The sequence below is a fragment of the Bradyrhizobium pachyrhizi genome (genome assembly GCF_029714545.1).
Classification (GTDB): Bacteria; Pseudomonadota; Alphaproteobacteria; order Rhizobiales; family Xanthobacteraceae; genus Bradyrhizobium; species Bradyrhizobium pachyrhizi.
Genome location: NZ_CP121667.1, coordinates 640,634 through 666,581 on the forward strand (window position 1 = coordinate 640,634; position 25,948 = coordinate 666,581).

The 25,948-nt window shown below is 64.9% G+C and carries 23 protein-coding genes and 1 pseudogene; 12 read left to right on the forward strand and 12 right to left on the reverse strand.

The window, feature by feature from the left end; all coding sequences use genetic code 11:
* Positions 1-72: 72 nt before the first annotated feature.
* From minC to QA639_RS02905, 4 genes are read left to right on the forward strand one after another with little or no spacing between them, the layout of a single operon-like run.
* Positions 73-789, forward strand: coding sequence for a septum site-determining protein MinC (gene minC, locus QA639_RS02890; RefSeq protein WP_028335249.1), 717 nt, complete (start codon positions 73-75; stop codon positions 787-789).
* A gap of 21 nt (positions 790-810) precedes the next feature.
* The gene (gene minD / locus QA639_RS02895; protein WP_028335250.1) at positions 811-1,626 is read left to right on the forward strand and encodes a septum site-determining protein MinD; all 816 of its coding nucleotides are present in this window, start codon (positions 811-813) and stop codon (positions 1,624-1,626) included.
* Positions 1,626-1,904, forward strand: coding sequence for a cell division topological specificity factor MinE (gene minE, locus QA639_RS02900; protein WP_026192121.1), 279 nt, complete (start codon positions 1,626-1,628; stop codon positions 1,902-1,904). Before minD ends, minE begins: the two co-directional genes overlap by 1 nt.
* Positions 1,901-2,197 (forward strand): hypothetical protein, encoded by a 297-nt coding sequence (locus QA639_RS02905; RefSeq protein WP_016842303.1) that lies wholly within the window; start codon positions 1,901-1,903, stop codon positions 2,195-2,197. The genes minE and QA639_RS02905 overlap by 4 nt, the downstream gene beginning before the upstream one ends.
* A gap of 156 nt (positions 2,198-2,353) precedes the next feature.
* On the opposite strand, the gene QA639_RS02910 is transcribed toward QA639_RS02905, so the two are convergent.
* Positions 2,354-3,157 (reverse strand): NAD-dependent protein deacetylase, encoded by an 804-nt coding sequence (locus QA639_RS02910; RefSeq protein WP_050383996.1) that lies wholly within the window; start codon positions 3,155-3,157, stop codon positions 2,354-2,356.
* Between the two features lie 153 nt (positions 3,158-3,310).
* Here QA639_RS02910 and QA639_RS02915 point away from each other — a divergent pair, with 153 nt between their 5' ends.
* Entirely contained in the window at positions 3,311-3,691 is a 381-nt protein-coding gene (locus tag QA639_RS02915; RefSeq protein ID WP_244978754.1) for a c-type cytochrome, read from the forward strand.
* A gap of 20 nt (positions 3,692-3,711) precedes the next feature.
* Here the strand turns inward: QA639_RS02915 and QA639_RS02920 are convergent, their stop codons facing one another.
* Together QA639_RS02920 and QA639_RS02925 are read right to left on the reverse strand one after the other, a co-directional pair.
* On the reverse strand, positions 3,712-4,875 hold the full coding sequence (locus QA639_RS02920) for an Ig-like domain-containing protein (protein ID WP_244978753.1): 1,164 nt from the start codon (positions 4,873-4,875) through the stop codon (positions 3,712-3,714).
* 185 nt (positions 4,876-5,060) lie between these two features.
* The gene (locus QA639_RS02925; protein WP_028335254.1) at positions 5,061-5,525 is read right to left on the reverse strand and encodes an Lrp/AsnC family transcriptional regulator; all 465 of its coding nucleotides are present in this window, start codon (positions 5,523-5,525) and stop codon (positions 5,061-5,063) included.
* 161 nt (positions 5,526-5,686) lie between these two features.
* Between QA639_RS02925 and QA639_RS02930 the strand changes: the two genes are divergently transcribed.
* Positions 5,687-6,700: a 1-aminocyclopropane-1-carboxylate deaminase gene (locus QA639_RS02930; protein ID WP_028335255.1), complete on the forward strand. Its 1,014-nt coding sequence runs from the start codon at positions 5,687-5,689 to the stop codon at positions 6,698-6,700.
* A 405-nt stretch (positions 6,701-7,105) separates the two neighbouring features.
* A complete protein-coding gene (locus tag QA639_RS02935; RefSeq protein WP_050383993.1) occupies positions 7,106-7,348 on the forward strand; it encodes a hypothetical protein in 243 nt (80 codons plus the stop codon).
* A 1,205-nt stretch (positions 7,349-8,553) separates the two neighbouring features.
* On the opposite strand, the gene QA639_RS02940 is transcribed toward QA639_RS02935, so the two are convergent.
* Complete coding sequence (locus QA639_RS02940; protein ID WP_244481874.1) at positions 8,554-8,865, reverse strand: hypothetical protein; 312 nt, start codon at positions 8,863-8,865, stop codon at positions 8,554-8,556.
* A gap of 475 nt (positions 8,866-9,340) precedes the next feature.
* Here QA639_RS02940 and QA639_RS02945 point away from each other — a divergent pair, with 475 nt between their 5' ends.
* Entirely contained in the window at positions 9,341-10,606 is a 1,266-nt protein-coding gene (locus tag QA639_RS02945) for a S1C family serine protease (RefSeq protein WP_283089123.1), read from the forward strand.
* Between the two features lie 308 nt (positions 10,607-10,914).
* On the opposite strand, the gene QA639_RS02950 is transcribed toward QA639_RS02945, so the two are convergent.
* The 5 genes and pseudogenes from QA639_RS02950 to recQ form a co-directional block, all read right to left on the reverse strand.
* Positions 10,915-11,859, reverse strand: a complete 945-nt coding sequence (locus tag QA639_RS02950) for a metallophosphoesterase (RefSeq protein WP_283089124.1) — start codon at positions 11,857-11,859, stop codon at positions 10,915-10,917.
* Positions 11,860-11,941: 82 nt separating this feature from the next.
* On the reverse strand, positions 11,942-13,690 hold the full coding sequence (locus QA639_RS02955) for a flavin-containing monooxygenase (protein WP_283089125.1): 1,749 nt from the start codon (positions 13,688-13,690) through the stop codon (positions 11,942-11,944).
* A gap of 161 nt (positions 13,691-13,851) precedes the next feature.
* Positions 13,852-14,146: pseudogene (locus tag QA639_RS02960) on the reverse strand (MFS transporter); the annotation flags it as partial.
* A gap of 90 nt (positions 14,147-14,236) precedes the next feature.
* On the reverse strand, positions 14,237-14,935 hold the full coding sequence (locus QA639_RS02965) for an alpha/beta hydrolase (protein ID WP_283089126.1): 699 nt from the start codon (positions 14,933-14,935) through the stop codon (positions 14,237-14,239).
* 144 nt (positions 14,936-15,079) lie between these two features.
* Positions 15,080-16,948, reverse strand: a complete 1,869-nt coding sequence (gene recQ, locus QA639_RS02970; protein WP_283089127.1) for a DNA helicase RecQ — start codon at positions 16,946-16,948, stop codon at positions 15,080-15,082.
* Between the two features lie 131 nt (positions 16,949-17,079).
* Between recQ and QA639_RS02975 the strand changes: the two genes are divergently transcribed.
* The 3 genes from QA639_RS02975 to QA639_RS02985 are packed head-to-tail and all read left to right on the forward strand — an operon-like array spanning position 17,080 to position 21,130.
* Positions 17,080-18,423, forward strand: a complete 1,344-nt coding sequence (locus QA639_RS02975; RefSeq protein WP_283089128.1) for a cytochrome c — start codon at positions 17,080-17,082, stop codon at positions 18,421-18,423.
* The gene (locus QA639_RS02980) at positions 18,420-18,911 is read left to right on the forward strand and encodes a (2Fe-2S)-binding protein (RefSeq protein ID WP_157347888.1); all 492 of its coding nucleotides are present in this window, start codon (positions 18,420-18,422) and stop codon (positions 18,909-18,911) included. The genes QA639_RS02975 and QA639_RS02980 overlap by 4 nt, the downstream gene beginning before the upstream one ends.
* The gene (locus tag QA639_RS02985) at positions 18,908-21,130 is read left to right on the forward strand and encodes a xanthine dehydrogenase family protein molybdopterin-binding subunit (RefSeq protein WP_283089129.1); all 2,223 of its coding nucleotides are present in this window, start codon (positions 18,908-18,910) and stop codon (positions 21,128-21,130) included. Before QA639_RS02980 ends, QA639_RS02985 begins: the two co-directional genes overlap by 4 nt.
* A 124-nt stretch (positions 21,131-21,254) precedes the next feature.
* Here QA639_RS02985 and QA639_RS02990 read toward each other — a convergent pair whose 3' ends face one another.
* A complete protein-coding gene (locus QA639_RS02990; protein ID WP_283089130.1) occupies positions 21,255-22,475 on the reverse strand; it encodes a T6SS phospholipase effector Tle1-like catalytic domain-containing protein in 1,221 nt (406 codons plus the stop codon).
* Positions 22,476-22,938: 463 nt separating this feature from the next.
* On the opposite strand from QA639_RS02990, the gene QA639_RS02995 reads away from it, so the two are divergent.
* A complete protein-coding gene (locus tag QA639_RS02995; RefSeq protein ID WP_157347885.1) occupies positions 22,939-23,466 on the forward strand; it encodes a hypothetical protein in 528 nt (175 codons plus the stop codon).
* Between the two features lie 15 nt (positions 23,467-23,481).
* Here QA639_RS02995 and QA639_RS03000 read toward each other — a convergent pair whose 3' ends face one another.
* Together QA639_RS03000 and QA639_RS03005 are read right to left on the reverse strand one after the other, a co-directional pair.
* On the reverse strand, positions 23,482-24,858 hold the full coding sequence (locus QA639_RS03000; RefSeq protein WP_283089131.1) for a vWA domain-containing protein: 1,377 nt from the start codon (positions 24,856-24,858) through the stop codon (positions 23,482-23,484).
* 104 nt (positions 24,859-24,962) lie between these two features.
* Entirely contained in the window at positions 24,963-25,910 is a 948-nt protein-coding gene (locus tag QA639_RS03005) for an AAA family ATPase (protein ID WP_021078095.1), read from the reverse strand.
* Between the last annotated feature and the right edge of the window lie 38 nt (positions 25,911-25,948).

Consider the following 25,948-nt stretch of genomic DNA (forward strand, 5'->3'; position numbering starts at 1 on the left):
GACTGCGTTAACCTTTGATTAACCATGCGGTCCGATTGTTAACCATTCGACAAGACAACCGAGTCAGGGGCGATGGACGCAACTCAACAGGTCGCACGTCAGCAGGTCCGCATGCGCGGCCGTTCCTACGTTGCGTTCGTTTTCTCGCCGGTCGTGCCCGTGGTGTCCTGGCTGGCCGAGATCGACGCGACGCTGGCGAAGTCGCCGGGTTTCTTCACCGGCAAGCCCATCGTGCTCGACCTCTCGGCGGTCGATCTCAGCCAGACCGCGATCGCGCATCTGATCGGCAGCCTCGGTGAGCGCAACATCCGCATCCTCGGCATCGAGGGCGTCGACGAATCGAAGCTCGGCGCCAACATGCCGCCGCTTCTGACCGGCGGCCGGGCCTGCGCGATCACCCATGTCGAGCCGCAGAAGCCGCAGGTGCAGGAAAAAAACAAGGACAAGGACAAGACCAAGTTGCCGTCGCTGCTGCTGGAGAGCCCGGTCCGTTCCGGTCAGTCGATCGTGTTTGCCGAGGGCGATGTCACCGTGCTCGGCTCGGTCGGCTCCGGTGCCGAGATCGTCGCCGGCGGCTCGATCCATGTCTACGGCACGCTGCGCGGCCGCGCGATGGCCGGCATCAACGGCAATTCGGCAGCCCGCATCTTCTGTCAGAGGATCGAGGCCGAGCTGCTCGCGATCGACGGCTACTACCAGACTGCGGAAGAAATCGCCGACAGCTTGCGCAACCGGCCCGCCCAGGCGTGGCTCGAGGGCGAAATGCTGCGCATCACACCATTGAACTGACCGACCACAAGGAGAGAGAGAATGGCCAAGGTTTTGGTCGTGACGTCTGGGAAGGGCGGGGTCGGCAAGACGACCTCAACCGCCGCGCTCGGCGCGGCGCTCGCGCAAATGGGTCAGAACGTCGTCGTCATCGATTTCGACGTCGGCCTCCGCAACCTCGACCTCGTGATGGGCGCGGAGCGGCGGGTGGTGTTCGACCTCATCAACGTGGTGCAGGGCGTCGCCAAGCTGCCGCAGGCGCTGATCCGCGACAAGCGGCTGGAGAATCTCTGGCTGCTGCCGGCGTCGCAGACCCGCGACAAGGACGCGCTGACCGAAGAGGGCATCAAGAGCGTGATCGCCGACCTCAAGACCAAATTCGACTGGATCCTGTGCGACAGCCCGGCCGGTATCGAGCGCGGCGCGACGCTCGCGATGCGCTACGCCGACGAGGCCATCATCGTCACCAATCCGGAAGTGTCGTCGGTGCGCGACTCCGATCGCATCATCGGCATGCTCGATTCCAAGACGGTCCGCGCCGAGCGCGGCGAGCGAGTCGAGAAGCATCTTCTGGTCACCCGCTATGATGCCGGCCGCGCCGCGCGCGGCGAGATGCTGTCGATCGACGACATCCTGGAAATCCTTGCGACCCCCTTGCTCGGCATCGTCCCGGAAAGCCAGGACGTGCTGCGCGCTTCCAATGTCGGCTGTCCGGTCACGCTGAACGCAGCAAGCAGCGCGCCGGCACGGGCCTATACCGACGCGGTACGCCGCCTGATGGGCGAGGCGGTGGAGATGACCGTACCGGTTCAACGCAAGGGGCTGATGGACCGGCTACTGCGACGGAGGGCGGCATGATGAACGTAATGCGGCTGTTCGGCGGCCGCGCCGCATCGGCGCCCGTCGCGCGGGAGCGGTTGCAGATCCTGCTTTCGCATGAGCGTGGCCGGACCGGCGCGCCGGATCTCCTGGAGACACTTCGTTCGGAAATCCTGAGCGTGGTTTCCAAACATATCGACGTCGACCCCGACAAGGTCGTGGTCCGGATGGACCGTGGCAAGTTCGTCTCGATGCTCGAGGTCGACATCGAGGTTCCCAATGGCGTGCAACGATCGAAGATGGTGGCGGCCACATGACGGCAGACAGCGATAGTCACATTGCCTGGCAGCGCGCGCAGCTCAAGAAGCTGCGGGCGGCGTTGAAGGCGATCGAGGCCGATCAGCTCGGTAAGGCCAATTGCGGCCGCGCGACGCAGATGACGATCGACGAATTGCAGCGCAAGATCGGCGAGTCGGGCCGCTGCATCGCCGAGTACGAGCGCCGTACCCGTCGCCCGCTGGCGACGGATCTCGGCAGCCTCGCCAGCGTCAGCTGGACGCACTGGAACGCCAACATGCCGATGGCCAAGGCGCCGCGCCATCGCGCGTAAGAGCTGGTTGTGACCGCTTGCTCCGTCATTGCGAGCCACCCGGTCGGCGCAAGGCGCCGCTGGATGACAGGCTCCGCGACGCAATCCATCCCTCCGCGCGTGGGGTGACGATAGATTGCTTCGCTTCGCTCGCAATGACCTGGAGAGGCCAGCGGCCTACAGCAAGAACGCCAGCGCGCTCTCGCAACTATCCTCGATCTTGAGCGTGAGCAGTTCGTCGGCGCGGGTGCGGCCGAGATTGACGGCGGCAATCGGCAGGCCGCGCTGCTCTGCCATTCGGACGAAGCGAAAGCCGGAATAGACCATCAGCGAGGAGCCGACCACCAGCACGGCGTCGGCCTGCTCGAGATGGGCCTGCGCTGACGCGACCGTATCGCGCGGCACATTCTCGCCGAAGAACACCACATCGGGTTTCAGCACGGCGCCGCAGGCCTCGCAGACCGGCACCACGAACGACGAAAAATCCTGCTCGAGATCGGCGTCGCCGTCGGGTGCGTCGGCGGCATCGAGCGCGAGCCAGGCGGGGTTTCGTCGCGCGAGCTCGTCCTGGAATTGTTCGCGCGGCATCGTCGCGCCGCAGCCGAGGCAGCGCACCACGTCGAGCCGGCCGTGCAGGTCGATTACCCGCTGGCTGCCGGCGGCCTGGTGCAGGCGGTCGACATTCTGCGTCAGCAGCAGCTCGCAGCGCCCTTGCTGTTCGAGCTTGGCCAGTGCGCGATGCGCGCCATTTGGCGCGGCGCGGCCGAACCGCCGCCAGCCCACCATGCTGCGCGCCCAATAGCGCTGCCGCGTCGCCGCTTCGCCCAAAAACGCCTGGATCGTCACCGGGCGCGTCCGCTTCCAGTTGCCGTCACTGTCGCGATAATCGGGAATGCCGGAATTCGTGCTGCAGCCGGCTCCGGTCAGGACAAACAGGCGCTTGTGGCTGGCGACGAAATCCTCGAGGGCGGGGTGTTGCATGGCAGCACATCTAGTGCGGCGCGCGCATCTGCGCCAGATGTGGGGCCTGCCGCGAGCGGACCTTTCACGGCGCCTCTGCGTTGACGGCATGGCACCCGAGACGTGGTGCTGCGCGCGCCTGTTTGCCTGGCGCAATTGCCGACGGAGTGATCGATGCGGCCGGGATTCATCGTCGTCGTTTGCGGGCTGATGTCGCTGGCGCCGTCGCCGTCCCATGGTCAGGATGCGGGCGTGTCCGGCGAGCAGGCGTTCAACAATTCCTGCCGCACCTGCCATACGGTCAAGGACGGCGACAACCGCGTTGGCCCGAACCTGCACAATGTCGTCGGCCGCAAGGCCGGATCGGTTGCGAACTTTCCTTATTCGGAGGCGATGAAATCATCCGACATCGTCTGGGATGAGAGCACGCTGCTGCGCTTCATCGAAGATCCCGAGGCCGTGGTGTCGGGCAACGGCATGAAGCCGTATACCGGCGTGCGCTCGGCGGAGGATCGCGCCAGGATCGTGGCGTTCCTGAAATCCCCCGGCAAGTGACCGTTGGCGAAAGGCCGGTCTCACTTTGCCGGCACGACGAAGACCTGGCCGGGATAGATCAAATTGGGATTGCGGATCTGCTGCGAGTTGGCCCGATAGATCACGGCGTAGCGCTGTCCGGCGCCGAATGCGCGCTGGCTGATCCGCCACAGGCTGTCGCCGCGGGCGACGGTGGTCGTGGTGATCTTCGGCACGATCACGGCGGAGGGGGACTTCACATCAGATGCGGTGGTGGTTGCCGCGGCGGCGAGCTGTGGTTTGGCGATATCCGCACGGCCGGACGAGGTTGGCGATGCCGGGATCGATGCGGTCGTCATCGTGTCCGGAACGTTGAACGGCACCTCGGCCCGCGCGCGGACCTTGCCGGAGGCGGGGTCGACGTCGTCGAGCCGCACCTGATAGTTGCCGGCGGTCACGCCCTTGTTGATCGTGACCGAGAGGTGCCCCGCCTCGTCGGCTGTCGCGGACGTGATCAAGCTGCCGTTGAGATAGAGCCTGACGGTCGCGCCGGGAGCTGCCTGACCGCTCACATGGAGCTTGCCGTCCGGTTCAGTCTCGACGGCCTCGATGGCCACTTTCCCAGCCGCCGGCGCCGTGGCCGCAGGTTGCGACAGCACGCGGACCGGTTTGTCCGGCGCCATCAGCGCCACCATCGGCCGCTCCCTCGTCGCAGCCTCGAGCGCCACCGCCACGCTTTGTTTGGAGGTCACCTGCTTGCCGTCGCGCGTGATGCGCAGGGTGAGGTCATAGTTTCCCGGCGGAAGCGGGCGCGGGACCATGACGAACTGGCCGGACTTGTCTGCCACGGCGCGATCGTGCACCTCGCCATTGCGCAGCAGTTCCACCGTCGTGCCCGGTGGCGCCCGGCCGGCGACAACGGTCTCGCCGGTCGGTTCGATGTTGACGACGTCGAACTCCGGCACCGCGTCGCCGCCCGGTGCTGGCGCCGGTCCCGGTCCCGCCAGCACGTCGGCCAGTGCCGCGGTCTCGGTTTGTGCCTTTGCCAGCGCGGTCTTGTTTTGGTCTCGCGCCGGAGCCGCCGGCGCGGATGGTGCCGTCGCCGTCAAAGGCGTGTTCCCGCCCAGGATTTGCTGGGTTTGGCGGATGCCGAAGACGAGCGCCGCCGTGCCGCCGGCGGCAAGTGCCAGCAACGGAATGACCAGTCGGATCGCCGTGGCGTTCATGATTGTCATCCGCGGATGATGTCCCCCGCGCATCCGCGCGCGACCCCCGCCCCCCGCGGGGATTTAGTGAGAGACTGCGCCGGTTTGCGCCGGCCATCAAGTCGGATGTAGGGATTACTTCTCTCGGGCAGGCCGGCCGATCTGCCGGCTCACGGCGCCCGGCCCGTGCCGGGATCACGTCAGGTTCAGAACTCCAGCGCCGCATTGTCCACGACCTCCTTCATGACGAAGAAGGTGCGGGTCTGTCGCACGCCGGGCAGCGCGATCAGCTGATCGCCATGGATGCGCTTGAAGTCGTCGACATCGCCGGCGCGGATCTTGAGGAAGTAGTCGAAATCGCCGGCGACGAGGTGGCAGTCGAGCACGCATTTGAGCTTCGCCACCGCCTGCTCGAAGCTCGCAAAGCTCTCCGGCGTCGAGCGGTCGAGCACGACGCCGACCATGACCAGCGTGCCCTTGCCGAGCTTGCGCGGCGCCACCATGGCGCGGACGCCGCTGAGATACCCCTCGTCGAACAGCGCTTGCGTCCGGCGATGGCAGGTGGCGGGGCTGACGCCGACCTGATCGGCCAGCTCGGCATTGCTGAGCCGGCCGTTCTTTTGCAGCAATCTCAACATCTTGAGGTCGATGCGATCGAGACGCGCGGGCATGGAAGAATCTCTCACCATTAGCGAATTTTGTGAGAGAAAACATATCATTTGGGCCAGATCCAGCAATCTTTAGGAACTACGCGAGCCGAGTTAGAGAGCACCTTTCGCGCCAGGGGTGATAGCTGTGGCCGCCGTTCCAGACCACCAAAGAGGATGCCAGCATGCTGGAGAAGTTCGCGCGCTATCCGCTCACATTCGGGCCGACCGCCATCGAGAAGCTCGATCGGCTGTCAAAGCATCTCGGCGGCAAGGTCGAGCTCTATGCCAAGCGCGAGGATTGCAATTCCGGGCTCGCCTATGGCGGCAACAAGCTGCGCAAGCTCGAATACATCATCCCCGATGCGATCGCCTCCAACGCCGACACGCTGGTCTCGATCGGCGGCGTGCAGTCGAACCACACCCGCATGGTCGCGGCCGTCGCGGCCAAGATCGGCATGAAGTGCCGGCTGGTGCAGGAAAGCTGGGTGCCGCATGAGGACGCGGTCTATGATCGCGTCGGCAACATCCTGCTCTCGCGGGTGATGGGCGCCGATGTGCGGCTGGTCGACGAAGGCTTCGACATCGGCATCCGCAAGAGCTGGGAGCAGGCGATCGAGGAAGTGAAGGCGGCGGGCGGCAAGCCCTATGCGATTCCGGCCGGTGCGTCCGTGCACAAATATGGCGGGCTCGGCTATGTCGGGTTCGCCGAAGAGGTGCGCGCGCAGGAGCGCCAGCTCGGCGTCAAGTTCGACTACATCATCGTCTGCACGGTGACCGGCTCGACCCATGCCGGCATGCTGGTCGGCTTCGCCGCCGATGGGCGTGCGCGCAACGTGATCGGCATCGACGGTTCGTTCACGCCGGCGCAGACCAAGGCGCAGGTGCTGTCGATCGCGCAGAACACGGCAAAGCTGGTCGAGCTCGGCCGCGACATCGTCGAGGATGATGTCGTGCTGATCGAGGACTACGCCTATCCCGCCTACGGCGTGCCGTCGGAGGAGACGAAGGAGGCGATCCGCCTCAGCGCGCGGCTCGAGGGCATGATCACCGACCCCGTCTATGAGGGCAAGTCGATGCAGGGCATGATCGATCTGGTCCAGAAGGGCTTCTTCCCGGCCGGATCGAAGGTGCTCTACGCGCATCTCGGCGGCGCACCGGCGCTCAACGGCTACGCCTACGCGTTCAGGAACGGCTGAGGCGAGCCGGCTTCTGATTTCGTGGCTTCGTAGCCCGGATGAAGCGCAGCGCAATCCGGGTAGGTCTCTCGGCTGCACGATCCCCGGATTTTCGCGGAGCCTGTCACCGGGCGCGCGTTCGCGCGACCCGTTGGCTCCATCCGGGCTACGCATTCCTACCTCCTCTTGAAAAGGGGAGGTCGCTTTGCTCGCAGAGCAAAGCGGGTGGGGATCTGCTTTCTCCGCTTGCAGCATCGCCTGCGGCTGACCCCCATCCCGACCTTCCCCCTTGCAGGGGGAAGGAGCTGGCGGGCTTCTGATTTCGTGGCTTCATCCGGGCTTCTTTCGATGTCCCATGTCAGGTCCGCGTCAGCTTCGCCCGGTAATTTTACTGGGCCAGGCGAGTTGGGAGACCATCGCGTGAGGATGAATGCATTCGGCCGAGCCATCGCCACGCTCGGCATTGGCATCGTCGCCGTGGGGCATTGGGTCTGGACCTACCAGGGCCAGGGTGCCGCGCCGCACGCCCGCCTGCTGGCGATGAATCACGCAGTCGAGCTCTACGCCGGCATCTTCCTGATCGGCGTCGGCGTCCATGCCCTCGCATCCTGGTACTGGTTCAGCGATCCAAATCCGCCGGCGCGCTCCTCCGTCGGGGAGCCGCAGTAGCGTCCGCCTTGGCGGCAATGCCGGTTGAGGTACTGTCCCGGTTAGGACACTCGGAGAGGGAAGTCAGGACACCTGATGCCCGGTGGAATCTGGAATGGGACACTGCCGCTGACTGACATACGCTAAAGCGCCCGCCTGATCAGACGTGTAACACTTTGAACATTATGTTCAGGACCGATTTAGATGGCGTCGAGTTCAGCCTCATAGGTTTGGCGGGGATATCGCTCGTCGCGTTCATCATCAGCTTAGGCTGGCTTCTGATCGGCTGAACTGCCGTAGCTCATTGGAGACGTCAACTTGGCCTTAGCGCTCTCCCGGCGCTGGGGCCGTTTTCTAATTAGGACACTTCCAAAATCAACCTAGGACACGGGGCATCAATACGGACAGCCGCCCGGTTGAGGTGCTGTCCTAGTTAGGACACTCGCTTGGGGAAATCAGGACACTCATTCACATATGCAAATGCCCTTCCGTGCCATCGAGGTTCTAGCTTACGCGGGGGTGTCCATAATCTTTCCCTACCCCACGGGCGCTCCCCGGCCTCAGCCTCGTTGTCCGAGTGCTGGGGCCGTTTGTTTGAGTGCCGCATCGCATCTGCCATGACACGCATGCTGACTTTCCCATGTGAATGCGGGAGCAGACCTATTGGACGCAGGGTCGAGTTCTCATGGAATGACAATCCCTCTGGCCCCGGCGCTAGCTGCGTGCCGGGGCCGCTTTATTCTCAGCGGCGCGGTAAGGCGGCCTCAGCGTTCGTTCCAACGCGCTGGGGCCGTTTCCTTGAGGGGAACAGTCTCGCTGGAAGGCCTGATTGATCGCCACTCTCTACATAGCATCTCGGATTGGTGTCCCAGCATACCCGATTGGGCTGCGACATTCCGGACAATGGCGCGCTCGGGAGCGAGTAGCTTCAAGGCCACATCATCACACTGCGCTGCCATCGCTCGCATCTCTTCCGACGTCATGGTGTCGTATTAGAGGGCGCTTCGACCGGGGCTGCATTTGCCTATGTTTCAGCCCCAAGCTGGGGATTGTGCCAGAGATTCAGCCGCGGGCTTGCGGAGGATGGATCGCAACTACAGGAAGGGACGCGCCGCTCTCTTTTGGCGTGACGGCTAACTCGGAAGCAGAAGTGCGCGAGCGATTTGAATCGAGCTTGCGCCGATGGATCGGCATCATAAACGGAGAGGCCGCCAACTGAGGCGGCCTTACTCAACGACGCCTTTGATATCGGACCTTCGCCGGAACAGTCTTATTTGTCCGATCAGCGGTCGGATCAGATATTTTAGAGCAAGGCCGAGACCTATGATCGACACCAGGATTGGCCAGTAGGCCAAGATCGCAAGAACGGCCAACCATTCCGGGCTGCGCCGCTCCCGCCAATAATACACCGACGCCGCGATGACGTGGGCCACCAATAGCGCGGCCCAAATGGCTAGCGCGACGATGACGGGCTCATCGAATGTCAACGCTTCCCACGCGGCTTCAGCCGGCCTTGAAGGCGCACTTTCGCTTCCCATGGCTTGCTCGACCTCCCTCAGCTTCCAACCCCCGCGAGGGCGGGCTTATTCCATTGGAATGCTAAGGGGGACGGTAGCGGCGGCTGGAACTCCGTTCACCCACGGAGAACCCCGGTAATACTTCTTCCCCGTGGAGGGAGAGCACTTGGCGGACCATAACGATTGCTAAAGCCAGAACATCTGACGTGCGACTCAGTATTCTTACCGAGAACATCGGCCAAGCTACGGTTTTCGTTAGCTTTATCGGAATCAGGACACCCCAAAATTCAACTTGGGACACGGGGCTTAAATACGGACAGCATCTCGGCTGACAAAGGAACAAAATAGGAACATAGGTTCTGTAACCTGAGGATGTGGCGATCGCCTCATTTGCGGCGGTATTGCGCGGCTGCAGGACCAAGGACCAAGCCGCGCACCACTTGCGGATGAATTTCGCCGCCCCCTATGATAGGTTGTGGCTGGGGGAATGCGCGTCATGAGAGTTGCGATCTGGGCGGCCGTTGCGGCCGCGTGGCTGTTTGCGCCTGCAACTCCGTCGAGCGCCCGCGGTCCCTACGGCTCGATCACGGTCGGCAACTGGAAGGGCGGTGCTTTCACCAACGACAAGAATGGCGCCTTCACCCATTGCTCGGCAGGCACCACGTATCAAAGCGGCATCTTCTTCATGATGTCGATCGCCGAGAATGGCAGCTGGCGGCTGGGCTTTGCCCATGACAGCTGGCGTCTCACGCCGGGCGAAGCGTTTCCGCTGGCGCTGACCTTCGACGGCCAGCCGGCGTTCAACGTCTACGGCATGCCGCTCGGCACCCAGCTCGTGAATGTCGAGATGCCGGTGAATTCCAGCCTGATCAACCAGTTCCGCAAGGCGCGCCAGATGACGGCCTTCGCGCAGGGACAATTGTTTCAGTTCAACCTCAATCAGACCGCGCAGCTGCTGCCGGCACTGCTCAACTGCGTCGTCTCGGTGAAGAAGAACGGCGTCTCCAATGCCGGCGAGTTCGCGGTCGCGGCGAAGCCTGCGGCTGCCCCGCCGCAGCAGGCGGCAGCACCCAACGCGCCGCCGGCGAAACAGGCGAGATCGGGGACGGGGACCGGCTTTGTGGTCAGCAGCAGCGGCCATGTCGTCACCAATCACCATGTCGTCGGCGGCTGCAGCGAGATCACGGGCAACCTGAGCGGCGAGGCGCCGGTCAAGCTGCGCCTGGTGTCCGACGACGAGACCAATGATCTCGCGTTGCTGCAGGCGCCGACTCCGTTCAAGGATGTCGTCAGCCTCAGGCAAAACCCCATCCTGGTCGGCAACGGCGTAGTGGCGATCGGTTATCCCTATCACGGATTGCTGACATCGGATTTCACGGTCACCACGGGCATTGTCTCTTCGCTGAGCGGCATCCTCAACGACACGCGTCATCTGCAGATCAGCGCCGCCGTGCAGCCAGGCAACAGCGGCGGTCCGCTGTTCGACCTTACCGGCGCGGTGGTCGGCGTGGTGGCCGCCAAACTCGACGCGGTCAGGATGGCGCGGGCAACGGGGACCATCCCGGAGAACATCAATTTCGCGATCAAGACCGGCGCGCTGCGCGACTTTCTCGACAACAGCGCGGTGGCGTACCGGACCGCCGAGTGGCGCGAGGAGATGAAGAAGGAAACCGCCGAGATTGCCAGGAATGCGCGCGGCTACACGCTGCTGATCACCTGCACAGTGAACGAGCAGAGCGCGAACGCGAAGCGGGGAAACTGAGGCCTCCGCTGTTCCCTCTCCCCGTCCTTGCGGCAGGGCGACCGGATAGGGCTATCGGCCACACGTCCTTCCCTGCGAAATCCGGGCAGCCGCCGGCTCCTTTGCATGGGGTTGTTTTCGATATTTTGGCAATGCGCGCCTGCGACGTCGGTTCGTAGGATGGTAGAGCGAAGCGAAACCCATCATCGTTCAGGTGAGAGATCGATGGGTTTCGCTGAGTTTATCATCGAGCCGCGCGTTGCGCGGACCCGTTGGCTCTACCATCCTACGCTTGCCATGCCTGCCGCGTGCAGGCGGGGCATCAGAGCTCAGTCGCCGAGCCGCCGCAGCGTATGCACCGTGATCTCGGCCGGGCAGTTCAGCCGCACCGGCGCAAGGCTGGTGCCGGCACCGGTCGATGTGTAGCCGGCAAGTTCACCGAACCGCCAGGCGCCTCTGCCCATCCGACGCGGCAGCCGCGCCTCCAGCTTGATCGCGATGCCGCCGGGCAGGCAGAGCTGGCCGCCATGGGTATGGCCGCTCAGCATCAAATCGAAGCCGGCCGCCGCCGCCGCGCGGTAGGATTCGGGCGTATGCGCCAGCAGGATCGAAAACGCATCGCGCGGGATCGCCGCGGCAGCCTTTGCAATGTCGTCGGTGCGGTAAAAGTGCGCGTCGTCGATCCCGGCGAGGTGGATCGTCACGCCATCGCGCGTGATCGGCTCCTGCTCATTGAACAGCATCCTGATGCCCATCGCCTCCAGCGCCGGTGTCATGCGGATGCCGTCATGATTGCCGAGGATGCCGTAGAGCGGCAGCTTGATCCGCGCGCACAGATCCCGCATCAACGTGAGGCTCGTTTCAAACGGACCATAGGTCTTGCCGCGGTAGTCGCCCGTGAGAACGCAGATATCGCAGGCGATGTCGCTCACGATGTCCATCAGATGCCGCATCGCGTCCTGGCTGATGTCGGCGTGGAGATCGCTGAGCTGAAGCATGGTGAAGCCGTCGAAGGCCGCCGGCAGGCGCGCCGACGTCACCAGATTGCGTCGCACCTCAACCTGGTCGGCATTGCGTCGCGCGCGGCCATGGAGGCCGGCGACTTTCAGCGCAGTTTCGATGATCCGCGGCGCCAGCTTCCAGTTCTCGACATTGAACAGCAGCGTGCCCTGGCCGAACACCTGCTTTTCGTGCGCGGCCTCGATCCCAAGCCGGCGCACGACGTGATCCGCGCCGATCCGCTTGACCAGTCCCTGCAATGCGGTGTCGGCCATCGTCCCCCGTGCGGTCCGCGATGCGAAGCACGGACCGGCGCGACACTATCATGCGCAATCCCGGTGGGGATACCGCCGGCCCTCAGACCACGGGAACCCGCTTCGCGGCGACCGCGGCCGGCGAGATCACCTCGATGTCGAGCGGCACCTGCCAGCGCTCGGTGAAACGCACCTGCGGCGGTGCATTGCCGTTGCGCCCGCCCTGCAGCACGAAGCCGTCGTAACCCGAGTTCATCACCTCATTGCACTTCTGCACATAGATCGGGAAGCCGCCGATATAGGGCATGAACACGCGGGGACGACCCGGGATGTTGGCGCCGACATACCACGAGCTGCAGGTCGAGCGCAGCGAGACCGTGGAGACGTCATTGACATGCGCGACCCAGGCGTCCTCGTCGTCGCGGACCGCTTCGATCGTGCCGGCACCGACGTCGCGCATATGACTGATGCAATCCGCCAGCCAGTCGACATGCTGCTCGATCGCCTGGATCATGCTGGCGAGTACTGAGGGGCTGCCGGGCCCGGTGATCATGAACAGGTTCGGAAAGCCCTCGGAGGCAAGGCCGAGATAGGCGCGCGGGCCTGCGCGCCATTTCTCGGCCAGCGTCTGCCCGCCGCGGCCGGTGATCGCGATCTTATCGAACGAGCCGGTCATGGCGGCAAAGCCGGTGGCGGAGACGATCGCATCGAACTTGTATTCGGCGCCGTCGACGATAATGCCTTCCGTCGTGAAGCGATCGATCGGCGTCGTCGACACGTCGACCAGCTTCACATGCGGCAGATTGTAGGTCTCGAAATAATTGGTGTCGACGCAGAGCCGCTTGCAGCCGAACACGTTTCGCGGGCACAGCAGCTCGGCGGTGGCGGGATCCTTGACGATGCCGCGGATCTTCTCGCGCGCGAAATCAGCGATGGTGTCGTTGGCGGCCTTCTCGAACAGGAGATCGCCGAACGCGCCGAGGAAGGGCAGGCCACCGCGCTGCCAGGCCTCCTCATAGAGCCGCTCGCGTTCCTGCTCGCTCGCCTGCAAGGCGGGCTGGGCGTTGAATTGGAAATAGAAGCCGGTCGGGCGCGCGCGGGCCTTGGCGCGCAGCTCCGGATAATGCGCTTTGGCCTCCTTGAGATATTCCGCCGACAGCCGCTCGTTCCACGCCGGCACCGACCAGGTCGCGGTGCGCTGAAACACGGTGAGCTCGGAGGCCTGCTGCGCGACGATCGGGATCGACTGGATCGCCGACGAGCCGGTTCCGATCACGCCGACGCGCAGGCCGGTGAAGTCGACACCCTCATGCGGCCATTCGCCGGTGTGATAGATCGGCCCGCGGAAATCCGCCATGCCCGGGAAAGCCGGCCGGTTCGGCGCAGACAGACAGCCGACCGCCATGATGCAGAACTTTGCGGTGACCTTGTCGCCGCGGTCGGTCTCGATCAGCCATGCGCCTGCCTGCTCGTCGAAGGTCGCCGCGGTGACGCGGGTGTCGAACACGATCTGGCTGCGCAGGTCGAAGCGATCGGCGACGTGATTGGCGTAAGCGAGAATTTCGGGCTGCGGTGAATATTTCTCCGACCAGCTCCAGTCCTGATCGAGTTCCTCGGAGAACGAGAAGGAATATTGCAGGCTCTCGACGTCGCAACGCGCGCCGGGATAGCGATTCCAGTACCAGGTGCCGCCGACGCCGCCGCCGGCTTCATAGACCCGCGCGGTGAAGCCGAGTCCGCGCAGCCGATGCAGCATGTACATGCCGGCGAACCCGGCGCCGATCACCACGGCATCGAACGTTCCACTTTCGGCAGGGCGCGCAGCCTTGCGCGCGGTGCTCTCCTGAGCCATGGGCCGTCTCTTCCCTATATCGTTGTGTCTTGTCCGTGTCTCGTTGGACGCGGTGGGCAAAGATTAGGGCCAGGGCGGCGCGGCCTGCAAGCGCAGGCGTTGCCCCGTCGGGTATGGCTCCTATGCCGCGAGGCGAAGGGCTGCGGTATCCGGGCGCCGCTTCACTCCAGCCGCTGGACCTTGCGCAGCGCCGGGAACAACCACATCCAAAGCAGCGCCACCGCAACAGTGCCGATTGCCGCCGATCAATGCAGCCGGCACCGTGCCGAACAAGGCGGCGGTGATGCCGCTCTCGAACTCGCTGAGCTGGTTGGAGGCGTTGACGAACAGATAGTTCACCGCGCCGACGCGGCCGCGCATCTCGTCCGGCGTCGCAAGCTGCACCAGCGAGACGCGGATCACGACGCTGATCGTGTCGGCCGCGCCCATCGCGGCGAGTGCCAGCGTCGAGAGCCAGGTGTTTGAGGCTCCATCGGCTTCCCCGTCGCAGCGACACAAACTGACATGGCCGGAACACGTCCGGCCATGTCAGGACAACTCGCGTGCTTACGCATTTGCCAGACTGGCCGCAGCCTCGTCGATGAAGGCGGTCACCTCGTCCGGCTTCGAGGCCAGCGAGGCGTGGCCGGCGGCGAGCGTGATGATCTTGCGGGGCTTCATCCGTTCCGACATCCGCTTCTGGTTGTCGGGGTTGATCATCCGGTCTTCGCTGGAAATCTGGCACCAGACCGGCTTCTTTTTCCAGGCCGGCGCGGTGACGTTGTCTCCGAACGTGCTGGCGAGCGGTGCCTTCTGCGTGACTGCCATCACCAGCGCTTCATCGGCGGGCAGATCCTGGCAGAAGCTCTCGTGAAACTTGTCAGGCTTGATCCAGAGATAGCCGTCGCTATCCGGTGCGACATTGGCAATCGCCGCCGGTGGGAGGCCCGCGGTGATGGCGCCGGGGCTCTCGCCGGCGTCCGGCGCGAAGGCCGCGATGTAAACGAGGCCGACCACGTTTGGCAGATCGCCGGCTTCGGTGATGACTGCGCCACCATAGGAATGGCCGACCAGCAGCGCCGGGCCGTCCTGCTGCTTGACCATCTTGCGCAGGCGTTCGGCGTCGTCGGCGAGCGAGGTCAGCGGCATCTCGACCGCTTGCAGACCGGTGTGCCCCTTGCGCGAGAGTGCGACGATCACCTTGCTCCAGTGCGCCGCGCCTCCCCAGAATCCGTGAACCAGAACGATCGTCGGCTTGCTGCTCATGTTCGGCTCCTCTGGTCAATGAGTTAAGGAAACGTGGTCAGCATGAGTGGGCGTCCAGCGGCCGTCAACGAGACAAAGCACGGCCGCGTCGCGCCGGTGTCACGATGTCGTCACCAACAGGCGGCAGTCGTCGACACGGGCTGTTCAGCCGTCGGTGGATTTCACAATGCGGATCAGCTCGTCGCCGTAATGCTCGAGCTTCTTGTCGCCGATCCCTGCGATGTTGCGTAGCTCGCCCAGCGTGTCCGGCCGCATCGCGGCGATGCCGTCGATGGTGGAATCGTGCAGCACCACATAGGCCGGCACGCCGCGCTGGCGCGCGACGTCCGAGCGCCAGGCGCGCAACGCCGCATGCAACGCGGGATTTGCGACGCCACCCGGACTGTCGGCCGCGGGCGCGAGCTCGCCGCGGCGCGACTTGCCGCGGACTGCGCGGTTGCGCGCGCCTTCCGGCTGCTCGCGCAGCATCACCGCGGTCTCGCCCTTCAGCACGCCGCGGGCGCTGTCGGTCAGAACAAGCGCGCCGAAGGCGTCGCTGTCGGCGCGCAGATGGCCCATCGCCACCAGCTGGCGCAGCACCGCGCGCCATTGCTTCTCGTTGAGCTCGCGGCCGATGCCGAACACCGACAGCTGGTCGTGGTTGAACTGCTTGACCCGTTCGGTGAGCCGCCCGACCAGCACGTCGATCAGGTGCATGGCGCCGAAACGTTGCCCGGTGCGGTAGACGCAGGACAGTAGCTTTTGTGCGAGCACCTTGCCGTCGCTGACGCGCGGCGGCGTCAGGCAGTTGTCGCAATTGCCGCAGGTTTCCTCCGCGCGGGTCTCGCCGAAATAGCCGAGCAGGCGCTGCCGGCGGCAATGCACCGTTTCAGCTAGCGCAACCAGCGCGTCGAGCTTGCCGACCGAGACGCGCTTGAAGGCGTCGGAGCCGGTCGATTCATCGATCATGCGGCGCTGCTGCACGATGTCGGACAGGCCATAGGCCATCCATGCCGCCGACGGCTTGCCGTCGCGGCCGGCACGTCCGGTCTCCTGGTAGTAGGCCTCGATGCTCTTCGGCAGATCGAGATGCGCGACGAAGCGCACATCGGGCTTGTCGATGCCCATGCCGAAGGCGATCGTGGCGACGATCACGAGCCCGTCCTCGTTGAGGAAGCGGTCCTGATGCCGGGCGCGCACGCCGGCATCGAGCCCGGCATGATAGGGCAGCGCCGGAATGCCGGCCTCGCTGAGGGCCGCCGCGACGTCCTCGACCTTGGCGCGGGACAGGCAATAGACCACGCCGGCGTCGCCGGCATGCCGCTCCTTGATGAAGTTCTTCAGCTGCGTGGTGGCATTCTGCTTGTCGACGATCTCGTAGCGGATATTGGGCCGGTCGAAGCTCGCGACGAATTGCGGTGCGTCGGCAAGCTGCAGCCGCTCGGCGATCTCCCTTCGGGTCAGCGCGTCCGCGGTCGCGGTCAGCGCGATGCGCGGCACCTTGGGGAAGCGCTCGGCGAGTGCGGACAGGCCGATATATTCCGGGCGGAAGTCATGGCCCCATTGCGAGACGCAATGCGCCTCGTCGATCGCAAACAGCGCGATCTGCGCCTGGCCAAGCAAATTGAGGCAGCGCGGCGTCAGCAGCCGCTCCGGCGCCACATAGAGCAGATCGAGATCGCCCGCGAGCAGCCGCCGCTCGACCTCGGAGGCTTCTTCATAGGATAGCGTCGAGTTCAGCACAGCGGCGTTGACGCCGGCTTCAGTGAGGCCCGCGACCTGGTCGCGCATCAGCGCGATCAAAGGCGATACCACGATGCCGCATCCGTCGCGCAGCAGCGACGGCAGCTGATAGCACAGCGACTTGCCGCCGCCGGTCGGCATCAGCACCAGGCAATTGCCGCCATCGGTGACGTGGCGGATGATGTTTTCCTGCGCGCCGCGGAAGCCCGACAGGCCGAACACGGAACTGAGCACGGACAGCGCATCGCGAGACGGGCCGGATGCGCGATCGAGGGCGGGCTGGGCGGTCATGATCCCTTGCGCGATCCCTTTGGGATTTTCAGGATTCCTTGAGGTCAACAGGCGGTGATCGAGGTCTTCTGGCCGAACGATACCGGAACGAAAGGTGTTAATACACGTCCCAACAACAAACTCAATTCAGCATGACAGGTCAGCTGCGGATCATCACAGGCATTGCCGCGATCGTGCTGGTCGCGGGCGCGGCGGCAGCCCTTGCCGTCGCCTGGCGGCCGCAGATTGCCGCCATGGCGCCGCCGCGGGCCGATACCTTCGACCCTGATGTGGTCAAACGCGGCCGCGAACTCGCCGCGATCGGCAATTGCAACACCTGCCATACCGTGCAGGCCGGCGCGACTTATGCCGGCGGGCTCCCGGTTCCAACGCCGTTCGGCATCGTCTTCTCATCCAACATCACGCCGGATGCCGACACCGGCATCGGGGGCTGGCCGGAGGAGGCGTTCGTCCGCGCGATGCGCTCGGGCGTGGCGCGCGATGGCCAGCATCTCTACCCGACCTTTCCCTATGACCATTTCACCAACGTCTCGGATGCGGACGACCGGGCACTGTATGCGTTCCTGATGACGCGACAGCCGGTCCACGCGTCGCCGCCGGCGAATCAGCTTTCGTTTCCGTTGAACTATCGACCGCTGATCGCGGGGTGGAAGCTGCTGTATCTGCGCAGCGGCGATGCCCCTCAGGACTCGACGAAGGGTACGGAATGGAACCGCGGCGCCTATCTGGTGGAGGGGCTCGCGCATTGCAGTGCCTGCCACACGCCGCGCAACGCGCTCGGCGCCGAGCGGGTGAATGCGCAGTTCTCCGGTGGCGAGGTCGACAATTGGCACGCCTACGCGCTGAACGACACCTCCCACGCCCCGGTGCGGTGGACCGCCGACGCGCTCTACGCCTATTTGCGCCACGGCTGGCAGGCCGATCATGGCACCGCGCGCGGGCCGATGGCTGAAGTGGTCGGCAATCTGGCGACGGTGCCCGACGGCGACGTGCGGGCCATCGCCGTGTACATGGCCGATATCTCGGGCGCGCCGGCGCCGGATCGCAAACGGCCAGCCGACGTCGTCGCACAATCGTCGTCGGATGATGCGGCACAGACCCATGCGGCCGGTGCGGCGATCTATGCCGCCGCGTGTGCCTCCTGCCATGAGGGCAGCCGGGCGTTGCCTTATGGTGGCGTCAATCTCGCGCTCAGCACGGCGATCGCGAGCCCCGACCCGCGCAACCTCCTCAATATCGTGTTGTCGGGCGTCGGCGCTATCGAAGGCGAGCGCAGCCCGATCATGCCGGGCTTTGCCGCCAGCATCGATGATACGCAGATGGTCGCGCTCACGGCCTATCTGCGCGAGCGGTTCGGCAAGCGGCCGGCGTGGGCCAATCTCGACAAGGCGGAGCGCGATGCGCGGGCGGTGCAAGCGACGTCGCTTGCGGCGCGCGACACGCCGCCGGAATCCAGACAGCGAGGCAAGCCATGATGACATTGAAGGTCAATGGCAGGGATCATCAGGTCGATGCGGAGGCGGATACGCCGCTGCTCTATGTGTTGCGCAATGATCTGGCGCTCAATGCCGCCAAGTTCGGCTGCGGGCTCGGGCAATGCGGCTCCTGCACGGTGATCGTCGACGGCAAGGCCGTGCTGTCCTGCGTCACGCCGCTGGTCCTGGTCGAGGGCAAGCCGGTGACGACGCTCGAGGGGCTCGGCACCGTGGCCACGCCGGCGCCGATCCAGCGCGCCTTCATGGAGGAGCAGGCGGCGCAGTGCGGCTACTGCATCGCCGGGATGATGATGCGCGCACAGGCGCTGCTGATGCGCAACCCGAAGCCGTCGGATGCGCAGATCCGTGCCGAGCTGGAGCCCAATCTCTGCCGTTGCGGCACCCATATGCGAATCCTGCGCGCGGTGCATCGCGCCGCCAGGTTGATGGATACGGCCGACGCCGCAAGCGACAGGAGCATCCGATGACCGCGCCGGTGGTTCTCGATCGCCGCAGCGTGCTGGCCGGCGGTGGCGCGCTGATCGTCAGTTTCTCGCTGCGCGGCGCGATCGCACAGGAGCAGAAGCCGCAGAGCCCCGCGTTGCCGGGCAGCCTGGCGAAATCGCCCAATCTGGATTCCTGGATCCGCATCGATGCCAACGGTGAGGTCACGGCCTTTACCGGCAAGGCCGAACTCGGCCAGGGATTCCGCACCGCGTTTCAGCAGATCGCGGCCGAGCAGCTCGATATTCCCTTCGATGCGCTGAAGGTGATCACCGCCGACACCAAACTCACGGCGAACGAGGGCTATACGTCAGGCAGCCATTCGATGCAGGACAGCGGCACGGCGATCCTGCATGCCGCGGCGCAAGCGCGTGCGCTGCTGGTGGCGGAGGCAGCAAGGCGTTTCGACTTGCCGCCCGAGGACTTGCGAACCGAGAATGCGGCCGTCATCGCTCCCGATGGCCGACGTCTGGGCTATGGCGAGCTTGTCGCCTCGGACATGTTGCACGTCCAGGCGCAACCGACATCGAGCCTGAAGGATCCGGCGGGCTTCAAGGTGATGGGCCAGCCGGTGCCGCGCGTCGACATTCCTGCCAAGGTCACGGGCGGCGCGGCCTATGTGCAGGACATGCGGCTTCCCGGCATGGTGCATGCGCGCGTGGTACGCCCGCCGAGCTACGGCGCGCAGCTCGTGGAATGCGACACGGCCGCGATCGAGAAAATGCCCGGCGTGATTCAAATCGTGCGCGACGGCAACTTCCTGGCCGTGGTGGCGGAGAAGGAGTTTTCGGCGGTCAAGGCCATGCACGCGCTGGCCGCGGCGGCGAAGTGGCGGGAGAGCGCGAAGCTGCCGAACCAGCACGATCTGGCCAACGTGCTGACCGCGCTGCCGTCGCAGGATTTCGCGATCTTGCAGCGTAGCGATCCCACGGTGAGCGGCGCGCGGTCGCTCGAAGCGACCTACACGCGGCCTTACCAGTCGCACGGTTCGATCGGGCCGTCCTGCGCGGTCGCGCAATTCATCGATGGCGCGATGACGGTATGGACGCACACGCAGGGCGTCTATCCCGACCGGCAGGCGATCGCCGAGATGCTCGGCATGGCGCCCGCCAGCGTCCGCCTGATCCATGTCGAAGGCTCCGGCTGCTACGGCCACAACGGCGCCGACGATGCCGCGGCCGACGCCGCGCTGATCGCCCGGGCGCTGCTAGGGCGCCCAGTTCGGGTGCAGTGGATGCGCGAGCAGGAGCACGGCTGGGAGCCCTATGGCCCGGCGATGGTGACGAAATTGAGCGCGTCGCTCACGGCCGACGGCAAGATTGCCGACTGGAATTTTGCGGTGTGGAGCAACACGCATTCGATGCGGCCGGGCGGCGCCGGCGCGCTGCTTGCGGCCCAGCACATGGCGCGATCATTCGCGGTGCCGGCACCAAAGCCGTTGCCGCTGCCGGAGGGGGGCGGCGACCGCAACGCGATCCCGATCTACAATTTTCCGAACGCGCACGTGATGCATCATTTCATCCCCGCGATGCCGCTGCGGATCTCCGCGATGCGCGCGCTCGGCGCCTATCACAACGTGTTCTCGACCGAGAGCTTCATGGATGAACTGGCCGCTCTCGCCGGCGCCGATCCGGTCGAGTTTCGTCTCAGGCATCTCGACGATCAGCGTGGCCGCGCGGTGGTCGTGAAGGCCGCGGAGGAATTCGGCTGGACGCGCGGACAGCAGCCGCCGCGAAATCGCGGCTACGGCTTCGCGTTTGCACGCTACAAGAATCTCGCCGCCTATTGCGCCATCGCGTCCGAGGTCGAGGTCGATCGCGAAACCGGGCGGGCCCGGCTGGTGCGCGCGGTCGCCGCCGTCGATGCCGGCCAGGTCGTCAATCCGGACGGCATCACCAACCAGATCGAGGGCGCGATCGTGCAGTCGACGAGCTGGACGCTCTATGAAAGTGTCACGTTCGACGAGGCAAGGATCACCAGCATCGACTGGCAGACCTACCCGATCCTGCGCTTCAATGCCGTGCCCGACAGCATCGCCGTCCACATCATCAACCGTCCCGGCCAGCCGTTCCTCGGCAACGGCGAGACCGGGCAGGGCCCGGCCGCCGCTTCGCTCGCCAATGCCATCGCGCACGCAACCGGCAAGCGGCTGCGCGACCTGCCGCTCAGCCGCAAGCGGATCAAGGACGCGATCGACGCGTAATGCGTGATGAGAACAGGTCGAATACCCAAAGCGACGGAGCTGCGCTCCCTCTCCCTGTGCTTACGGGGAGAGGGTTGGGGTGAGGGGTCTTCTCCGCGTGTACGGTGATAGCTGCCTTTGGTCTTCAGGCCGTCGGCGCGGGTGGCACCGGGGGCGGCGTCATCGGCTCGACCTTGTAGGTCTTCGGCATATTGATCGGCTTGTAGGCCGGATCCTTCTCCATGCGTTCCAGCACCGAGGCATGGATGGTCGCGCCATCCGGAATCGGACGGGGCTCGCCCATCGGCAGATAGAAGCCGAGGAAGGATTTCCGCTCCGGCCATTCCTTCCATTTGTCGCTCTTCGGAATCCATTCCAGGATTTCCCAGGCGGCGGTCAGCGAATTGTGCAGCGGGGCGGTTGCGCTCGGCGGCACATATTCGTGCTTGTGCGGCGGCAACGGCATGCCCCAGGCGAGATGATCGATCAGCGCCTGATTCATGTGCAGCCCGGCCGCCTTGGCCTGCTCGAGCAGCCAGATCAGCGGAAACTTTGACGGTCCGCTCTGGTCCTCCGGATAGCCGCCGCCGACGTCGGAGTGTACGCCGGCAAACCAGACCTGGCTGATGTCCTGCTCCACCTCCGTTGCCGGATCGAACGGATCCGAGCGGAATTTCTGCGGCTCGATCCAGCGATTGAGTCGGAACATGCGCCTGCGCTCGTCGATCGAGATCGCCTGGCGGAACCGTTTGACACTCGAATTGGTGCGGGTGAACAACAGCGTCTGCAAGTCGAACAGGAAATTGTCCTGTCGCGGCACGATGATCGAGGCCACGGTGTCCCAGACCCCGACGAACTCGACGTCGATGTTGCGGCCGCCGGCAATCTGGCTGAAGTGCCAAGCCTCCTTCAACGGAGCATAGTCGAATGTGCCGTCGGACTTCTGGGCGTCGGAGCTGGCTTTCTTGTAGGTGCCGAAGGCGTAGCTCGCGAGGTCGAGCTGGTCGACGGGCAGCAGGCCCATCACATGGACGAAGGCCGCGAGCACGCGCACCGTGTAGGCACCGCGGCTGAAGCCGAACATCCAGACCCGGTCACCGGGCTCCCACGTTCGGCACAGGAACAGGTAGGCGCCGAGCGTGTCCTGGTCGAGACCGGCGCCGAAGGCCAGCCCGAACAGGCCGCGCATCTGCTGCTTGAAGCGGCCCCAGGCGTTTTGCAGGCCGACGGTGCCGAGGCCGGGATGATAATAGATCCGCTGCCGGTCATTCTTGTCGGCGACGCGGAACAGCTTCAGCACGTTGGAAATATTGTCACCGATCTCGTTGCCGGTGCCGTCGCAGCAAATCACAATATCCTTCGGCATCCGTTGCCCCCGCGGCCGCCGTGAAAATTCGCGGTCTCTATGTACGGCAGAACGCGGTGAAAATTCAATCTCCAATTGAAGACGGTTCTGTGGCGGCGGCGTGACCGCCGGTGGTGCCGGGACGCCGAAGCGCGATGCGCGTCGGCGTGGCCTGCCGTTGGATCGAATTGAATCTCGCCACGGCCCGCCAAAGCTGCGCCAAGGACGGCGTCGCTTCAGCTCGCCGACACTCGGCCTTGACGGAGTGTCCGTGAGAGATCCAATTCCGTTTGCGATGTGTTGAGTCGGCCGCCAATGGCGCTCCCAGAATTCAATTGCAACACTTCGGAAAAGATGGAAATCTGCTCGTCGATCATTGCTTTATGCGTCGACATTTTCTCCCTTTCAGGGACTCCGCGGTGCACGCGATCATCTTTCCTTCGGCCTGCCGCCGCTTCCTCAACAACAACAGGAACGGGTCGGCATGAGCCCTCAAGCTCTCGTGACGTCCATTCTCTCGGGACTTGTGGTGGCGGCGTTCGGACTGTTCTGGTGGGTCGGCAGCTATTCCGATCGCGTGTTCGCAAGCAGGTTCCGCACCCGCTTTCCGGAGAAGACGCTCAGCTACACCGGCGACCAGCTTGGCGAGCTGGTGCAGTCCGATCTGCGGATGAAGTATGTCTTTCCGATCCTGTTTCCGTTCGATCTCATCGTCATGCTGGCGCTGGCGGGCGCGATGGGCGCGGCGTCATCGCACTGGCTCAGCCGGATCTATCCGTCCGCGGCGTGGCTCGGCCTGGTCGTGCCGGCGGTGTACCTGCTCAGCGATCTGATCGAGGATTGTCTCCTGGCATGGCTGCTGCTGCACGGCGACCCGCATGCGGCGGCGCGGTCTGTCTCGATCCTGAAGGCGATCACGACGATCAAGCTGGTCGGCATCTTCGCCTCGATCGCGCTGACACTGGCTGCGTTCGTCGGGTGGCTGTTCCACGGCGAGTCGCTTGCCATCTAAAGCGCGGCTGGCGGCCTACTGATACGTCGCGACGATATCCGACACGGCGCGCTCGAGCTGCTGCGCGGTCGCGCATTGCCGCACCACGCTGCAGAAGGTCGCGTAGCGCGGCATCTCGGAATCGCCGAAACCCCAGACCATGCGGCCTTCGGGGTTGAGCCAGACCAGCCGCTTGGAGTGCTCGCCGATGCGGCGCAGGATATCGGCGCGCGGATCGAGGTTGTTGCTGCGGGCGTCGCCGAGCACGATCACCGTGGTCTGCGGCGTGATCGCGCTCATCCAGTTGTCCTCGAAATCGGCGAAGGAATTGCCGTAGTCGGACGAGCCGAAGCCGACCTTGGACATGATCTCCTTCATCGCCTCTTCCGGCGATTTCGATTCCAGGATGTCGCTGACCTCGATCAGGTGGCCCGAGAAGGCGAACGAGCGGACATCGTCCACCACCTCGTGCAGGCTGTGGACCAGGAGCAGGAAGAAGTCCGAGACGCGGGCGACCGAGCCCGAGACGTCGCACAGCGCGACGATCTTCGGCCGGTCGCGATGCTTGCGCTTCCAGGCGGTGAGGAAGGGGACACCGCCCCAGGCCGCGTTGCGGCGCAGCGTGCGGCGGACGTCGAGATGACCGCGGCGCTGGCGCTTGCGTGGCTTGGAATAGCGCTCGCGCAGCCGGCGTGCGATCTGGCGGATCAGCGCGCGCATCTGCTCGACCTGCCGCGGCTCGATCCGCGCCAACGGCGCGTTGCGCAGGATTTCGTTGCGCAAATTCTCCGCTTCCTCGCGCCCGTACAGCAGCAGGGCCTGCGAGACCGCGTCGCGAACGGTGCCGCGCAGGCCGTTGAGCGCCTCCTGCAGCCGTTCGGCGAGCGCGGGATTGCGCGTGGTCAGGTCGTCGATGTCGTCGCGCAGGCGCTGGATCCCCATCGCGTCGAGGATGCGGGTCTGGAAGATGCCACGCTGGGTGAAGTAGCGGATATCTGGCAGCGAGGCGGCGCCGGAGGCGTAGGCGATCGCGCTCGAAATCGCGGAGCGATTTTGCGAGAGCAGCATCTGCGCCAGCGGCCCGACATTCTCGCTGGCGGCGCCGTCCGACACATCGCCGTGCTCGTCGGCCGACGGGTTGGCGCCGGATTCGCTGCCGTCGTCGGTCTTGCTCTGCTCGGCATTCTCCTGCTGCGGCTCGGGCTGGCTGAAGAATAGATCGAAGCATTCGCCGAGTGCGCGCTTCTCGTCCTGGGTCTTGGCCAGCGTCAGCAGGAAGGTGTCGCGCAGGATATCGCGATCGGCAAAGCCGACCTGGGCGACCGCCCGCATCGCATCGATGCTTTCAGCGGGCGAGACCCGGACCCCGGCTCCCCGCGCCGCGCGAAAGAAGCGATGCAGGTTCTCGCGCATGTTCTAAAGCGCGACGAAATTGGATTGAATTGTCATCGCGCTTTAGCTCCTTCCTTGAGCATGGTCTGATCGGAAAACCGCTTCACACTTTTCCGGATCATGCTCTAGCTGAACACGCCCTGGCGCGACGCCTTGGCGATGAAGGACGAAATCTGGGGCGTCGCGGCCTCGATATCGGCCTCGTATTTCAGCAGCACGTTGAGCGTGTCCTTGACGATCTCGTGGTCGAGCTCGCTGGCCTGCAGCAGCACCAGCACGCGCGCCCAGTCGATCGCCTCGCTGACCGAGGGCAGCTTCTTCAGGTCCAGCGAGCGAATCTCGTGGATGAAGCCGACCATCTGCTTGCGCAGCGTCTGCGAGATGCCGGGCACCCGGCTCTCGACGATACGCTCCTCCAGCTTCTGCTCGGGAAAGCCGATGTGCAGATGCAGGCAGCGCCGCTTCAAGGCGTCGCCAAGATCGCGCTCGCTGTTCGAGGTCAGGATCACGGTCGGCGGCGCCACCGCGGAGACGGTGCCGAGCTCGGGAATCGTGACCTGGAAGTCCGAGAGGATTTCCAGCAGCAGCGATTCGAATTCGGCATCCGACTTGTCGATCTCGTCGATCAGGAGCACGCAGCCGGCCGGCTGCTCCAGCGCCTGCAACAGCGGCCGCGGCTCGACGAATTCCTTGGAGAAGAACACGTCGCCGAAGGTGTGGAGCTGGTCGAGCGCCGCCGCCAGCGACTGCGCGCCGCCGAGCACCTCGCCGAGCTTGTCCTTCAGGATCTGGGTGTAGAGCAGCTGCTTGGCGTATTTCCACTCATACAGCGCCTTGGCCTCGTCGAGGCCCTCATAGCATTGCAGGCGGATCATCTTCATGCCGCGCCATGCGGCGATCGCCTTCGCCAGCTCGGTCTTGCCGACGCCGGCAGGGCCCTCGACCAGGATCGGCTTCTCGATCTGCTGCGACAGATAGACCGCGGTCGCGATCTGCCGGCTCGCAATATAGCCTTGCGCGGCGAGGCCGCTTTCCACGGCCTCGATCGAGGCGGTGGGCCTGGTATCAGCCACGAGGATCAGCTCCGGATTTGCCTTGAACTCGGACCTGT